The sequence below is a fragment of the Ruminiclostridium cellobioparum subsp. termitidis CT1112 genome, from assembly GCF_000350485.1.
Classification (GTDB): domain Bacteria; phylum Bacillota; class Clostridia; order Acetivibrionales; family DSM-1351; genus Ruminiclostridium; species Ruminiclostridium termitidis.
In genome coordinates this window covers 17,856-30,577 of the sequence record NZ_AORV01000039.1, presented here as the reverse complement: position 1 = coordinate 30,577, position 12,722 = coordinate 17,856, and the positions used below count along the sequence as shown (strand labels likewise).

The window sequence follows — 12,722 nt, the reverse complement described above, 5'->3', positions numbered from 1 at the left end:
AGTGTGTAACATGTAGTAAAATATTGAATGTTGTGGCGAAGGCATACGATGACGCCGGAGATTGCTACCCAGGGAAATCCCTTTGGAACTAAAGTTCCCGGACTTGATAACAAGTTCGTAAAGAGGTAGGTAACTTCTGCTGAGAATGTCCGATTCAAGAAACCGGGCGACAAGTCACTGTACATTTTGCGTTATATATATTGCTGTGTAATATAATCGCTTTAAATGCCCAGGTTAAGTTTGTCCATTAGGATAAGAACGATCCTGGGTTTTTATATAAAACGTTATGAAACACCCGGCATAGTGTACAGACAAGAACTTGTTGTACGTGACAATAATAAAACGTACGAGGAGGTTTATGTATGTCAAACAAACAGAAAATACGCATCAGACTAAAGGCGTTCGATCATCAGGTGTTAGATCAGTCAGCTGAGAAGATCGTTGAAACTGCTAAGAGGACAGGAGCAAAGGTTTCAGGACCTGTGCCGCTGCCTACTGAAAAAGAGATTATTACAATCTTAAGAGCTCCCCACAAATACAAGGACTCAAGAGAGCAGTTTGAAATGAGAACTCACAAGAGATTGATCGACATTCTTTTGCCGACACCTAAGACTGTTGACGCATTGATGAGACTGGATCTTCCAGCTGGCGTAGACATAGAAATCAAACTTTAATATTTTCGGATATTAAAAAGATGCTGTTGATTTCATCGGATATCGGTTATAATCCGAGAAGCCAGGGTAAAAAAGGTCATGTTCATAGCGTGTAACCGCACGCAGGGTGAATAAAAAATTCACGGTGTGTATTTCAGACACACGGAAGTATGAACCAATAACCATAGGAGGTAATTTAAAAATGAAAAAGGCAATGATAGGCAAGAAGATCGGAATGACCCAGATATTTGACGAAAATGGTCTGGTAATACCAGTAACAGTTGTTGAAGCAGGCCCGTTAACTGTTGTTCAAAAGAAGACAGTTGATACCGACGGATACGATGCCATAAAGGTTGGATATGAAAAGGTCCAGGAAAAGAAGCTCAGCAAACCGGCCTTAGGACAGTTTACAAAGACTAAGCTGGCTCCAATGAAACATTTGAAGGAATTCAGACTTGAAGATGTTTCAGGTTTCGAAGTTGGACAGGAGATCAAAGCTGAGGATATGTTCCAGGCTGGAGATAAAATAGACGTAAGCGGTATCTCAAAAGGTAAAGGATTCCAGGGTACCATCAAGAGATACGGGCAAAAGGGCGGTATGGAAACTCACGGTTCCATGTACCATAGAAGAGTCGGTTCCATGAGTGCCAACACCAATCCTGCAAGAGTATTTAAGGGCAAGAAGCTGCCGGGCCATATGGGTTTGGACAACACTACAATTCAAAATCTTGAAGTTGTCAGAGTTGATGCTGAAAGAGGCCTTATCCTTATAAGAGGTGCTGTTCCAGGACCTAAGGGCGGATTGCTTGTTATTAAAAATACGGTTAAATCCGGTAAATAATAACGTTGAAGGGAGGAAGTAACACATGCCAAAGGTTGATTTATATAACATGAAAGGTGAAGTAGTTGGAGATATCCAGCTCAGCGATAATGTTTTTGGTACAGACATAAACAATGAAGCACTTCACGCTGTAGTAGTTAATCAGTTAGCAAATAAAAGACAGGGCACCCAGTCAACAAAGACCAAGAGTGAGGTTAGAGGTGGCGGAAGAAAGCCATGGAGACAAAAGGGAACCGGTCGTGCAAGACAAGGTAGTATTCGTTCGGCTCAGTGGATCAAGGGTGGTATAGTATTGGGACCCAAGCCGCGCAGCTATAGATACACTCTTCCAAAGAAGGTTAAGCGTATAGCGCTGAAGTCGGCATTGACTTCAAAGGTATCGGCCAATGAGATTCTGGTACTTGATAATCTGGCATTGGAAGCTATAAAGACAAAGGCGATGGTAGGAGTTCTCAACAGCCTTAAGGTTGATTCAAGTGCTTTGATAGTAATTGATTCAAAGAATGATAACATTGTTAAGTCAGCAAGAAATATTCCTGGTGTTAAAACTGCATTTGTTAATACAATAAATGTATTTGACATATTAAAGTATGACAAATTCATAATTACCAAGGAAGCTGTTGAAAAGGTTGAGGAGGTGTACGCGTAATGAGATTACCACAAGATATAATACTAAAGCCGCATATCACTGAAAAAAGTAATATGGAGATCGCTGCTGGTAAGTACACTTTTGTTGTTGATATAAATTCAACAAAAACCGAGATCAAAAAAGCAGTTGAAGCATTGTTTAGTGTAAAAGTACTTCAGGTTAACACTATGAAGTATGAAGGTAAAGTAAAGCGCAACGGTGTTCACGAAGGACCACGCGCCGACTGGAAAAAGGCAGTTGTTAAGATAGACACCGATCCAAAGCCGGAATCATATCTGACCAAGGGCGGTAAAGCAGTATCCAACAACAAGAAATACAAGAGCAGTATCGAAGAATTCGGAGTTGCTCAGTAATTAATTGACTCGTTATAACACATAGATTCAGATAAAATTCTTTCGACTATAGAAAAATTTTATTACATTTAAGTGTTTCAACGAGGTAGGAGATAGTTGATCACTTTCTCAAAATAAAGAAGTACTCGCCACCTGTAGAGGTGGGAAAATAATTGACTCGTTATAAAGGAGTGAGAAGAAATGGCAGTAAAAAAGTATAGTCCTATTACCCCTGCAAGAAGGTTTATGACGTCACAGGACTTTTCCGAATTATCAAAAGTAGAACCTGAAAAGTCATTACTACAGCCTAACAGCAAAAACGGGGGAAGAAACTCATATGGTAGAATTACTGTTCGTCATCAAGGCGGCGGTAACAGACAAAAATATAGAGTTATAGATTTCAAAAGAGATAAAGACGGAATAAAAGCAAAAGTTGCTACGGTCGAATACGATCCAAACAGGACTGCAAATATTGCACTTCTTAACTATGTAGATGGTGAAAAGAGATACATTCTTGCACCGGTAGGTTTAAAAGTCGGTGATATCGTAGAATCAGGTGAGTCAGCGGATATCAGATCAGGAAATGCACTTCCGCTTGCAAATATTCCTGTAGGTTCAATGATTCATAATATCGAACTCAAACCCGGCAAGGGTGGTCAGATGGTAAGAGCTGCCGGAAATGCCGCTCAGCTGATGGCTAAAGAAGGCGAATATGCACAGGTAAGATTACCTTCCGGTGAAGTTCGCATGGTCAGAATCAACTGTAAAGCTACTCTCGGACAGATCGGCAATATTGAACACGAAAACGTTAAGATAGGTAAAGCCGGCAGAAAGAGATGGATGGGTGTCAGACCTACAGTACGCGGTGTTGTTATGAACCCTGTTGACCATCCGCACGGTGGTGGTGAAGGTAAATCACCTATCGGCAGACCAAGCCCGGTTACTCCTTGGGGTAAACCAACTCTTGGCTATAAGACAAGAAAGAAGAAAAACAAATCAGACCAGTTTATTGTTAAGAGAAGAAATCAAAAGTAATAAAAAGGACCGGGTCTTTAAAAAAGACATGGAAGTGAGAGCGGGATAACCGCTCCGCCAAATCCTTTGATATGGCGGCGAAGGGAGGATTTAAGAATAATGAGTAGATCAGTAAAAAAAGGACCTTACGTGCTTGATTCATTGCTCAAGAAGATTGAAGAAATGAATAAAGTCAATGACAAAAAGGTTATCAAAACTTGGTCAAGAGCTTCAACCATATTCCCTCAGATGGTCGGACATACAATTGCTGTTCATGACGGAAAGAAGCATGTTCCGGTTTATATAACAGAAGAAATGGTTGGCCACAAGCTTGGTGAATTCGCACCAACAAGAACATATAAGGGACACAGTGGAAATGAGAAGTCAACTTCTTTAAGATAAAAATGCAATTTAAAAGCAGAATTGCACGCAAGTTGCTTATAACTTACGAAGAATTTCTTCGAAATTCCTCATGACTGAAGGTTAAGTTTAGAATTAAAAACTGAAAGGAGGCTATTCAGTTGGAGAAAAAGGTATTGTCCAAAGAGGAGCTATTAAAAAATAAAGATCAGATTTTAGCTGAACAAAATGCAAAGCATAGAAAGTCAAATAAGCCTGCACTTCTTACCAAGAAAGAAAGAAAAGTTCTCGGAGTTGGTAAGGACGAAGGTAGAGCAGTATTAAAATATGCACGTATTTCCTCAAGAAAAGTTAAAATAGTGCTGGATTTAATTAAGAACAAAGGTATCGATGAGGCATATGGTGTTCTCAAGTTCACTCCTAAGGCTGCATCAGAAGTTTTGTACAAGCTTCTTAAATCAGCAGAAGCAAACGCTGTAAACAATAACGGTTTGAATCATGATGAACTGTTTATTGCAGAAGCATTTGCAACCCAGGGACCTACATTGAAGAGAATAATGCCACGTGCACAGGGTAGAGCATTCAAAATTCAAAAAAGAACCAGTCATATAACATTGGTTGTTAAGGAAAGACAATAAGCGAGAAGGAGGTTGGATGATGGGCCAGAAAGTTAATCCACATGGATTGAGAATTGGAATAATAAAAGATTGGGATACAAAGTGGTACGCTAATGACAAGACTTTCAGCAGTTATCTTGTTGAAGATGTCCAGATAAGAAAGTTTATCAAAAAGAAACTCTATATCTCAGGCATATCAAGAATTGAAATAGACCGTGCGGCAAACAAGGTTAAAATCAATGTAAATACTGCCAAGCCAGGTCTTGTTATCGGCAAGGGCGGCCAGGGTATTGAAGAGCTTAGAAAAGAAGTTGAAAAAATGACAGGTAAAAGTGTTCTGATCAACATTACTGAGATCAAAACTCCTGAAATGGATGCTCAGCTTGTTGCAGAAAACATAGCTTCCCAGCTTGAAAAGCGTATTTCGTTCAGAAGAGCTATGAAGCAGGCAATGTCAAGAACTATGAAGCTTGGAGCAAAGGGTATAAAGACTTCATGTGCAGGTAGACTTGGCGGTGCTGAAATCGCAAGAACAGAGCACTATCATGAAGGAACTATTCCACTTCAGACACTTCGTGCTGACATAGATTATGGATTTGCTGAAGCAGATACAACCTATGGCAAGATCGGTGTAAAGGTATGGATATATAAAGGAGAAGTTCTTCCAGCTGTTAAAAGAGAAAAAAAAGCGGAAGGAGGAGTTAAGTAATGTTAATGCCCAAAAGAGTAAAACGTAGAAGGGTTCACAGAGGCAGAATGACCGGTAAGGCTACAAGAGGTAACGTAGTCAGCAACGGTGAATTCGGTATTCAAGCCACCGAGCCCGCTTGGATCACAAGCAACCAGATTGAAGCTGCCAGAATAGCGATGACTCGTTTTATCAAGCGTGGCGGTAAAGTTTGGATAAAGATATTCCCAGATAAGCCGGTAACAAAGAAGCCTGCTGAAACTCGTATGGGTAGCGGTAAAGGTTCACCTGAATACTGGGTAGCTGTAGTTAAGCCGGGAAGAGTATTATTTGAAATTGCGGGAGTACCGGAGGAGACTGCTAGAGAGGCATTAAGACTCGCTATGCACAAGCTTCCTGTAAAATGTAAATTCGTAACCCGCGAGACAGAAATGGGTGGTGAAGCAAATGAAAGCTAGTGAAATCAGAGAAAAGGATATAGTTGAGTTAAACAAGGAATTGGGCGATTTAAAGTCTGAACTCTTTAAGCTTAGATTTCAGCTTGCTACAAATCAGCTTGAAAACCCAATGAAGCTGAAGGATGTTAAAAAATCCATAGCTAAGGTAAAGACCGTAATAAGGGAAAAAGAGCTTAGCGGAGCTGAAAAGTAATAGCATTTACTCTAAGCTGTGAAAGACCTTAACCATAAAAATGTGAAGGAACACCAGTAAGTACATCAATAACTTAACATGTGAAAAGCCATTAAAGTGCTTTTTAAAAAGTGAATTGAAAGTGCTGGCACTGCGGGCTTCACACAGTGAAAAGTCACTGATGTGCCTTTTCAAGAGTTAATCACAAGTGTAAACATTGTGGACTTCATAGTAGTCACACCGTACAAGTATGTGATGAAGGTTGGTGTAGAGTATTCGAAAAGGAGGTAATTCCACTTGGTTGAAAGAGCGTTAAGAAAGACTAGAGTTGGCAAAGTTGTCAGCAATAAGATGGATAAAACTATTGTTGTTGCTATAGAAACTAGTGTAAAGCATCCGTTATACGGAAAAATAGTGAAGAGAACTTACAAGCTTAAGGCGCATGATGAAGAAAATGTGTGTCAGATAGGCGACAAAGTAAAGGTTATGGAAACAAGACCATTGAGCAAAGAGAAGAGATGGAGACTTGTTGAAATCGTTGAAAAGGCACAATAATTTGGCTGCCGTATCAAAGAAAAATTCAATTGGCGGGCATAGGCCTGTGCAGAATTATTGGAAGGAGGTACCAGTATGATTCAAGTCCAGTCTAGAATGAAAGTAGCTGATAACACTGGAGCTAAAGAACTTATGTGTATAAAGGTTCTTGGCGGTTCTTGGAGAAAGTATGCTAATATTGGAGATATAATAGTAGCTTCTGTTAAAAATGCAACACCCGGCGGTGTTGTAAAGAAAGGTGACGTAGTAAAGTGCGTTATCGTACGCTCCAGGAAAGGCGTAAGAAGACCAGACGGTTCTTACATCAAATTCGATGAAAACGCTGCAGTAATTATAAAAGAAGATAAGAACCCAAGAGGTACTCGTATATTTGGACCTGTTGCGAGAGAATTGAGAGATAAAGATTTCATGAAGATTCTTTCTCTTGCACCAGAAGTATTGTAAGGAAGGAGGCGGCTTAATTTGGCAAACAAAGTTCATGTAAAAAAGGAAGATACGGTTCTTGTGCTTTCAGGTAAAGATAAAGGCAAGAAGGGCAAGGTATTAAGCGTAAATCCTTCTACTAATCAAGTACTTGTTGAAGGCGTAAATATGTCAACAAAGCACAAAAAACCAAGAGGCAGATATCAGCAGGGTGGAATCATACATCAGGAATCACCTGTTAACGGTTCAAACGTTATGCTGGTTTGTGACAAATGTGGCAAGCCTACAAAGGTGGCCAGGAAGATTCTTGATAATGGCCAGAAGGCTAGAACTTGCAAAAAGTGTGACGAAATAATTGATGTTATCCTAGAAAAGAAAGAAGTATAAAAGCTCGACTGAAAGGAGGTATTGTGGATGGCAAGGTTGAAAGAAAAATATTTAAAAGAAACAGCTCCTGCTTTGCATGCAAAGTTTAAATATAGCAGCAACATGCAGATTCCTAAGATTGAAAAAGTCGTTCTTAACATGGGAGTTGGAGAAGTCAAAGACAATCCAAAAGCTATGGATTCTGCTGTTAGCGATATGACGCTGATTACTGGACAAAGGCCTATCGTTACAAAAGCTAAGAAATCAGTAGCGGCATTTAAATTGAGACAGGGAATGAATATCGGATGTAAGGTAACATTAAGAGGCGAAAGAATGTATGAATTCGTTGATAAACTCTTTAATGTAGCCCTTCCAAGAGTAAGAGACTTCAGAGGCGTATCCAACAACTCATTTGACGGCAGAGGTAACTACTCCCTGGGTGTCAAGGATCAGTTGATATTCCCTGAAATCGAATATGACAAGATTGACAAGCTGAGAGGTATGGATATAGTTTTTGTAACTACGGCTAAAAGTGATGAAGAGGCTAAAGAGCTCCTGAAATTACTTGGTATGCCATTCAGCCAGAACTAAGGAGGGATTGAAGGCATGGCAAAGAAAGCTATGATAATAAAGCAGCAGCGTACTCCTAAGTTTAGTACTAGGGGCTACAACAGATGTAAAATATGTGGAAGACCACATGCATACATTAGAAAATTCGGAATTTGCCGTTTGTGCTTTAGACAGTTAGCGTACAAGGGACAAATACCTGGCGTTAAGAAAGCAAGCTGGTAATAGACTTTGGAAGGAGGTTAAACATATGCAAATCACTGATGCAATCGCTGATATGTTAACCAGAATTAGAAATGCAGGTTCTGCTAAACATGAATCAGTTGATATACCCGCTTCCAACCTTAAGAGGTCCATAGCAACTATATTGCTGGAAGAAGGTTATATTAAGAGTTTTGAAGAAATAAACGATGGTAAGCAAGGTGTTATAAGAGTCAGCTTGAAGTACACTGGAAACAAGCAGAACGTTATAACCGGAATCAAGAGAATAAGCAAGCCCGGTTTGCGAGTATATGCTGGTAAGGAAGAGCTTCCTAAGGTATTGGGCGGTCTCGGGGTAGCTATAATCTCAACATCAAAGGGAATCATGACTGATAAGAAAGCTAGAACTGAAGGCGTAGGCGGAGAAGTACTGGCATTCGTTTGGTAAAAAAGTGTTTTATCTTCGATAAAATACTTGGAAAAAACCTATCGGTTTTTTCGCTAAAGCTGACAGGTTTTTTCAAAGTGCCACCTTTAGGTGGCGATAAAAGGTCTGAAAAGGGCGCTTGGTTCGCTCATAATTTTAAGAACTGGAGGTTACGACATGTCAAGAATAGGTAAGTTGCCGATAGCTGTTCCCAAGGGAGTAGATGTCAAGCTGGGCGGCGACAATGTGTTGACAGTAAAAGGATCAAAAGGAACTTTAACAAAACAGTTCCACAAAGATATGATCATCAAAGTGGAAGGTGAACAAATAACAGTTGAAAGACCTTCTGATTTAAAAATGCACAAGTCACTTCATGGTTTAACCAGAACACTTGTAAACAATATGGTTGAAGGTGTAACAAACGGATACCAGAAAGCTCTCGATATCAACGGTGTTGGATACAGAGCACAGAAGCAGGGTAAGAAGTTGGTATTGACATTGGGATATTCACATCCTGTTGAAATGGATGATCCCGAAGGAATAACTACTGAAGTACCTGCACCTAACAAGATCATTGTTAAGGGAATAGACAAGCAGGTTGTCGGAGAGGTTGCTGCAAAGATTCGTGAAAAGAGACCACCTGAGCCTTATAAGGGTAAAGGTATCAAATACGAAAATGAAGTAATCAGACGTAAAGAAGGTAAGACCGGTGGCAAGGGTAAAAAGTAGAAAGGAGATGAGAGTAAATGATTAAGAAACCAAATAGGAACGATATAAGACTTAGAAAGCACGTAAGAGTACGTAAAAAAGTCGCTGGAACTCAAGAACGTCCCAGAATGAACGTTTTTAGAAGTTTAAAAAACATTTATGTTCAGATTATTGATGATTCAACCGGCAATACTCTTGTATCCGCTTCAACCCTTGATGCTGCATTAAAAGGTAAGGTTGCTAACAGTGGAAACAAGGAAGCAGCTAAAGAAGTTGGAAAATTAATAGCTACAAAGGCTATTGAAAAGGGTATAAAGCAGGTTGTATTTGATAGAGGCGGTTATATCTATCACGGTAGAGTTAAAGAGCTTGCAGATGCTGCTAGAGAAGCAGGCTTGGATTTCTAAGAGAAGGAGGGGAATACATTGCAACGAATTGATGCCAACACTTTGGGAGAACTAAAGGAGAAAGTCGTTAATATAGGTCGTGTTACAAAGGTTGTTAAAGGTGGTAGAAACTTCCGTTTCAGCGCTTTGGTAGTAGTTGGGGATGAAAACGGTTATGTTGGAAGCGGAATGGGAAAAGCTGCTGAAATACCTGAAGCTATTCGCAAAGGTATTGAAGATGCCAAGAAAAACCTGATAAAGGTTCCATTGGTGGAAACAACAATACCACACGAGGCAATAGGAGTATTCGGAGCAGGTAAAGTATTGCTCAAACCGGCAGGACAAGGTACTGGTGTTATCGCCGGTGGTCCTGTTAGAGCCGTGCTGGAGCTGGCAGGAATACGTGATATCAGAACGAAGTCATTGGGTTCAAACAACCCTATCAACATGGTTAACGCAACTATCGAGGGTCTTGCTCAGTTAAAGACCGCTGAGGATGTTGCTAGACTTCGCGGAAAAACTGCAGAAGAGATTCTGGGTTAGGGGGGACATTAATGGCTAAGTTAAAAATAACTCTGAAGAAGAGCATAAATAAGGCCGTTGAAAGCCAGGCAGCTACAGTTAAAGCTCTTGGCCTGGGCAAAATCGGTACTTCAGTTGAGCACAATGATAACCCACAAATCAGAGGTATGATCAGAAAAGTTTCACATCTTGTTTGTGTAGAAGAAATATAAGGGAGGTGTAGTCAATGAAATTATTTGAATTACAGCCTGCTCCTGGATCAAAGAAACTGCCTAACAGAAAAGGTAGAGGTATAGGTACTGGTAACGGTAAAACTGCCGGCAAAGGTCACAAAGGCCAAAATGCCCGTGCAGGTGGTGGTGTTAGACCTGGTTTCGAAGGTGGTCAGATGCCATTATATATGAGATTACCTAAAAGAGGATTTAACAACTATGAGTTTGCTGACAAGTACACAGAAGTTAATGTATCTGCATTGAACATTTTCGAAGATGGTACTGTTGTAACCGAAGAGTTATTTAAATCATCTGGCCTTGCCAAAAAGATTATTGATGGAGTAGCTATTTTAGGTAATGGTGAGTTAACTAAAAAGTTAACAGTTCAGGCGGCTAAATTTACGAAGACAGCTACTGCTAAGATAGAAGCTGCGGGAGGAAAGGTCGAGGTGGTATAACGTGAGTGGTATGTTGGATACACTTAAGAATTCCTGGAAAATTCCTGATTTAAAAAGAAAACTCTTGATAACAATAGGTCTGCTCCTGATATTTAGATTAGGATCCAGAATTCCGGTTCCCGGACTTGATCCTACTTACTTCGCCAGCCTTATAGAAAAAGGCGGACAGCTGTTTAATTTCCTGGATGTGGTTGGCGGAGGTTCATTCAAATCTGCGACAATATTTGCTATGAGTATTACACCGTACATCAATGCATCCATCATAATGCAGCTTTTGACCATAGCCATTCCGAAGCTGGAACAGCTCTCAAAAGAGGGCGAGGAAGGCAGAAAGAAAATCGGCCAATGGATCAGATATGCTACGGTTATACTGGCGTTTGTACAGGCGACAGCAATAGCTGTTAGTTTAAGAGGCGCAATTATTTCGGGACTTAACGTTATGACCTTCATTACAGTTACATTCACACTTACTGCCGGAACTGCATTTTTGATGTGGCTTGGTGAACAGATCACCGAGTATGGTATTGGTAATGGTATTTCAATGCTGATTTTTGCAGGTATCGTATCTGCCGGTCCAAAAGGATTGAATTACCTTATCATGAACTATCAGGCTGGAAAGCTTGGAAATGACTTTGTTGGAATACTAAGTATAATTGGAATTTTGCTGGTGTTTGTTGCAATAATAGCATGTGTTGTTTTTGTTAATCAGGCAGAGCGCAGAATTCCGGTACAGTATGCTAAAAGAGTTGTTGGCAGAAAGGTTTATGGAGGACAGAGCACTCACTTGCCGATCAAGGTAAACTGGGCAGGTGTTATTCCTATAATCTTTGCAATGTCAATAATGTCACTTCCATCAACTTTATTTGCATTTGCAGCTCCAAGTACTAATACGGGTTTTATCGGATTCATGAAGAACTGGCAGTCGCATTGGACTTATTCCATACTTTATGCTTTACTGATTATCGGATTTACCTTCTTCTACACATATGTACAGTTCAATCCTATTGAACTTGCCAACAACATGAAGAAGAACGGTGGATTTATACCTGGTATCAGACCTGGTAAGCCCACATCGGATTACATCCAAAAGGTATTAAACAGAATTACATGGTTTGGTGCATTATTCCTTGCCCTTATCTCCATATTCCCATATATAATTGTATGGATCACCGGAGTACAGGGTGTATGGTTTGCAGGAACAAGCGTTTTGATCCTTGTAGGTGTTGCACTTGATACTGTAAGACAGATTGAGTCACAGATGCTTATGAGACATTACAAGGGTTTCCTTGAATAAGCATCATTCATATAAGCTTAAATAGATAATATAAAAAGTTTGGGGTTTATGATACGTCATAAACCCTTACTTTAAATTCATATGATTTTATTAAAGGGTATGCTTAAGGCGCGTCCTATAAGCAGGTAGAATGGAAGAGAGCCATGTAGAAGAATGGCTTGGGAGGTAGATAATATGAAAATCGTACTATTAGGAGCTCCTGGTGCAGGTAAGGGAACTCAAGCTAAAACAATATCTGAAAAATTATCCATACCACATATATCGACCGGAGATATTTTCAGAGCGAATATCAAGGGAAATACACCTCTTGGAATCAAGGCAAAGGAATATATGGATAAAGGGCAGCTTGTTCCCGATGAACTCACTGTAGAAATAGTTAAAGACAGGCTTGCCAATCCCGACTGTGAAAAAGGATTCATTCTTGATGGTTTCCCCAGGACGATTCCTCAGGCAGAGTATCTTGACAAAGTTCTTGATTCTATGAACATTGAACTTGATGCTACATTATTAATTAATGTAAAGGATGCGGATATTATAGAAAGAATGTCCGGAAGACGTACCTGTCCAAACTGCGGTGCATCCTATCATGTTATTTTTAATCCTACAAAGGTTGAAGGGATTTGTGACGTATGCAGCACACCTGTTATTCAAAGGGCTGATGATGCTGCAGAAACAGTGCTGAGCAGGCTTGAGACCTATCACAAGCAAACCCAGCCGCTTATAAGCTACTATGAAAAGGCCGGAAAGCTCAAGGTTGCCGACGGTGCCGATGAGGTAGAACAGACAACTGCAAGAGTATTCAAGGCTTTAGGAATTTAA

At 40.2% G+C, this 12,722-nt stretch carries 23 protein-coding genes; all 23 read left to right on the top strand.

Annotated features, from left to right (window positions below):
- The first annotated feature begins 362 nt into the window (after window positions 1-362).
- On the top strand, window positions 363-674 hold the full coding sequence (rpsJ, locus tag CTER_RS14815; RefSeq protein WP_004626630.1) for a 30S ribosomal protein S10: 312 nt from the start codon (window positions 363-365) through the stop codon (window positions 672-674).
- Window positions 675-855: 181 nt separating this feature from the next.
- Window positions 856-1,494: a 50S ribosomal protein L3 gene (gene rplC / locus CTER_RS14810; RefSeq protein ID WP_004626699.1), complete on the top strand. Its 639-nt coding sequence runs from the start codon at window positions 856-858 to the stop codon at window positions 1,492-1,494.
- A 25-nt stretch (window positions 1,495-1,519) separates the two neighbouring features.
- Window positions 1,520-2,143, top strand: coding sequence for a 50S ribosomal protein L4 (rplD, locus tag CTER_RS14805; protein WP_004626672.1), 624 nt, complete (start codon window positions 1,520-1,522; stop codon window positions 2,141-2,143).
- The gene (gene rplW / locus CTER_RS14800; protein WP_004626585.1) at window positions 2,143-2,496 is read left to right on the top strand and encodes a 50S ribosomal protein L23; all 354 of its coding nucleotides are present in this window, start codon (window positions 2,143-2,145) and stop codon (window positions 2,494-2,496) included. The genes rplD and rplW overlap by 1 nt, the downstream gene beginning before the upstream one ends.
- Before the next feature lie 180 nt (window positions 2,497-2,676).
- Entirely contained in the window at window positions 2,677-3,510 is an 834-nt protein-coding gene (rplB, locus tag CTER_RS14795; RefSeq protein WP_004626598.1) for a 50S ribosomal protein L2, read from the top strand.
- 99 nt (window positions 3,511-3,609) lie between these two features.
- Window positions 3,610-3,891, top strand: coding sequence for a 30S ribosomal protein S19 (gene rpsS, locus CTER_RS14790; RefSeq protein ID WP_004626594.1), 282 nt, complete (start codon window positions 3,610-3,612; stop codon window positions 3,889-3,891).
- Window positions 3,892-4,010: 119 nt separating this feature from the next.
- The gene (rplV, locus tag CTER_RS14785) at window positions 4,011-4,487 is read left to right on the top strand and encodes a 50S ribosomal protein L22 (RefSeq protein WP_004626606.1); all 477 of its coding nucleotides are present in this window, start codon (window positions 4,011-4,013) and stop codon (window positions 4,485-4,487) included.
- A gap of 19 nt (window positions 4,488-4,506) precedes the next feature.
- Complete coding sequence (rpsC, locus tag CTER_RS14780) at window positions 4,507-5,175, top strand: 30S ribosomal protein S3 (protein ID WP_004626694.1); 669 nt, start codon at window positions 4,507-4,509, stop codon at window positions 5,173-5,175.
- Window positions 5,175-5,612 (top strand): 50S ribosomal protein L16, encoded by a 438-nt coding sequence (gene rplP, locus CTER_RS14775; RefSeq protein ID WP_004626642.1) that lies wholly within the window; start codon window positions 5,175-5,177, stop codon window positions 5,610-5,612. The genes rpsC and rplP overlap by 1 nt, the downstream gene beginning before the upstream one ends.
- Window positions 5,602-5,805, top strand: coding sequence for a 50S ribosomal protein L29 (gene rpmC / locus CTER_RS14770; protein WP_004626693.1), 204 nt, complete (start codon window positions 5,602-5,604; stop codon window positions 5,803-5,805). The genes rplP and rpmC overlap by 11 nt, the downstream gene beginning before the upstream one ends.
- A 276-nt stretch (window positions 5,806-6,081) precedes the next feature.
- Window positions 6,082-6,339, top strand: a complete 258-nt coding sequence (gene rpsQ / locus CTER_RS14765; protein WP_004626638.1) for a 30S ribosomal protein S17 — start codon at window positions 6,082-6,084, stop codon at window positions 6,337-6,339.
- Between the two features lie 75 nt (window positions 6,340-6,414).
- Window positions 6,415-6,783: a 50S ribosomal protein L14 gene (gene rplN, locus CTER_RS14760; RefSeq protein ID WP_004626656.1), complete on the top strand. Its 369-nt coding sequence runs from the start codon at window positions 6,415-6,417 to the stop codon at window positions 6,781-6,783.
- A gap of 18 nt (window positions 6,784-6,801) precedes the next feature.
- The gene (gene rplX, locus CTER_RS14755; protein ID WP_004626679.1) at window positions 6,802-7,149 is read left to right on the top strand and encodes a 50S ribosomal protein L24; all 348 of its coding nucleotides are present in this window, start codon (window positions 6,802-6,804) and stop codon (window positions 7,147-7,149) included.
- A gap of 27 nt (window positions 7,150-7,176) precedes the next feature.
- A complete protein-coding gene (gene rplE, locus CTER_RS14750) occupies window positions 7,177-7,719 on the top strand; it encodes a 50S ribosomal protein L5 (RefSeq protein ID WP_004626666.1) in 543 nt (180 codons plus the stop codon).
- Between the two features lie 15 nt (window positions 7,720-7,734).
- On the top strand, window positions 7,735-7,920 hold the full coding sequence (locus CTER_RS14745; protein WP_004626589.1) for a type Z 30S ribosomal protein S14: 186 nt from the start codon (window positions 7,735-7,737) through the stop codon (window positions 7,918-7,920).
- A gap of 25 nt (window positions 7,921-7,945) precedes the next feature.
- Window positions 7,946-8,344, top strand: a complete 399-nt coding sequence (gene rpsH / locus CTER_RS14740) for a 30S ribosomal protein S8 (protein ID WP_004626640.1) — start codon at window positions 7,946-7,948, stop codon at window positions 8,342-8,344.
- A gap of 156 nt (window positions 8,345-8,500) precedes the next feature.
- Window positions 8,501-9,052, top strand: coding sequence for a 50S ribosomal protein L6 (rplF, locus tag CTER_RS14730; RefSeq protein ID WP_004626662.1), 552 nt, complete (start codon window positions 8,501-8,503; stop codon window positions 9,050-9,052).
- A gap of 17 nt (window positions 9,053-9,069) precedes the next feature.
- A complete protein-coding gene (gene rplR, locus CTER_RS14725; RefSeq protein ID WP_004626613.1) occupies window positions 9,070-9,438 on the top strand; it encodes a 50S ribosomal protein L18 in 369 nt (122 codons plus the stop codon).
- Between the two features lie 18 nt (window positions 9,439-9,456).
- Entirely contained in the window at window positions 9,457-9,960 is a 504-nt protein-coding gene (gene rpsE, locus CTER_RS14720) for a 30S ribosomal protein S5 (protein WP_004626624.1), read from the top strand.
- A gap of 11 nt (window positions 9,961-9,971) precedes the next feature.
- Window positions 9,972-10,151: a 50S ribosomal protein L30 gene (gene rpmD, locus CTER_RS14715; protein ID WP_004626575.1), complete on the top strand. Its 180-nt coding sequence runs from the start codon at window positions 9,972-9,974 to the stop codon at window positions 10,149-10,151.
- 14 nt (window positions 10,152-10,165) lie between these two features.
- Window positions 10,166-10,609 carry a 50S ribosomal protein L15 gene (gene rplO / locus CTER_RS14710; protein ID WP_004626583.1) on the top strand — a complete coding sequence of 148 codons (444 nt, stop codon included), beginning with the start codon at window positions 10,166-10,168 and terminating at the stop codon, window positions 10,607-10,609.
- Between the two features lies 1 nt (window position 10,610).
- Window positions 10,611-11,903, top strand: a complete 1,293-nt coding sequence (gene secY / locus CTER_RS14705) for a preprotein translocase subunit SecY (protein ID WP_004626579.1) — start codon at window positions 10,611-10,613, stop codon at window positions 11,901-11,903.
- 174 nt (window positions 11,904-12,077) lie between these two features.
- Window positions 12,078-12,722, top strand: coding sequence for an adenylate kinase (locus CTER_RS14700; protein WP_004626668.1), 645 nt, complete (start codon window positions 12,078-12,080; stop codon window positions 12,720-12,722).

Bases quoted from the DNA above. Each gene is read 5' to 3' on its own strand.
- rpsJ (WP_004626630.1), top strand. From the start codon at position 363: ATGTCAAACAAACAGAAAATACGCATCAGACTAAAGGCGTTCGATCAT.
- rplC (WP_004626699.1), top strand. From the start codon at position 856: ATGAAAAAGGCAATGATAGGCAAGAAGATCGGAATGACCCAGATATTT.
- rplD (WP_004626672.1), top strand. From the start codon at position 1,520: ATGCCAAAGGTTGATTTATATAACATGAAAGGTGAAGTAGTTGGAGAT.
- rplW (WP_004626585.1), top strand. From the start codon at position 2,143: ATGAGATTACCACAAGATATAATACTAAAGCCGCATATCACTGAAAAA.
- rplB (WP_004626598.1), top strand. From the start codon at position 2,677: ATGGCAGTAAAAAAGTATAGTCCTATTACCCCTGCAAGAAGGTTTATG.
- rpsS (WP_004626594.1), top strand. From the start codon at position 3,610: ATGAGTAGATCAGTAAAAAAAGGACCTTACGTGCTTGATTCATTGCTC.
- rpsC (WP_004626694.1), top strand. From the start codon at position 4,507: ATGGGCCAGAAAGTTAATCCACATGGATTGAGAATTGGAATAATAAAA.
- rplP (WP_004626642.1), top strand. From the start codon at position 5,175: ATGTTAATGCCCAAAAGAGTAAAACGTAGAAGGGTTCACAGAGGCAGA.
- rpmC (WP_004626693.1), top strand. From the start codon at position 5,602: ATGAAAGCTAGTGAAATCAGAGAAAAGGATATAGTTGAGTTAAACAAG.
- rplN (WP_004626656.1), top strand. From the start codon at position 6,415: ATGATTCAAGTCCAGTCTAGAATGAAAGTAGCTGATAACACTGGAGCT.
- rplE (WP_004626666.1), top strand. From the start codon at position 7,177: ATGGCAAGGTTGAAAGAAAAATATTTAAAAGAAACAGCTCCTGCTTTG.
- CTER_RS14745 (WP_004626589.1), top strand. From the start codon at position 7,735: ATGGCAAAGAAAGCTATGATAATAAAGCAGCAGCGTACTCCTAAGTTT.
- rpsH (WP_004626640.1), top strand. From the start codon at position 7,946: ATGCAAATCACTGATGCAATCGCTGATATGTTAACCAGAATTAGAAAT.
- rplF (WP_004626662.1), top strand. From the start codon at position 8,501: ATGTCAAGAATAGGTAAGTTGCCGATAGCTGTTCCCAAGGGAGTAGAT.
- rplR (WP_004626613.1), top strand. From the start codon at position 9,070: ATGATTAAGAAACCAAATAGGAACGATATAAGACTTAGAAAGCACGTA.
- rpmD (WP_004626575.1), top strand. From the start codon at position 9,972: ATGGCTAAGTTAAAAATAACTCTGAAGAAGAGCATAAATAAGGCCGTT.
- rplO (WP_004626583.1), top strand. From the start codon at position 10,166: ATGAAATTATTTGAATTACAGCCTGCTCCTGGATCAAAGAAACTGCCT.
- CTER_RS14700 (WP_004626668.1), top strand. From the start codon at position 12,078: ATGAAAATCGTACTATTAGGAGCTCCTGGTGCAGGTAAGGGAACTCAA.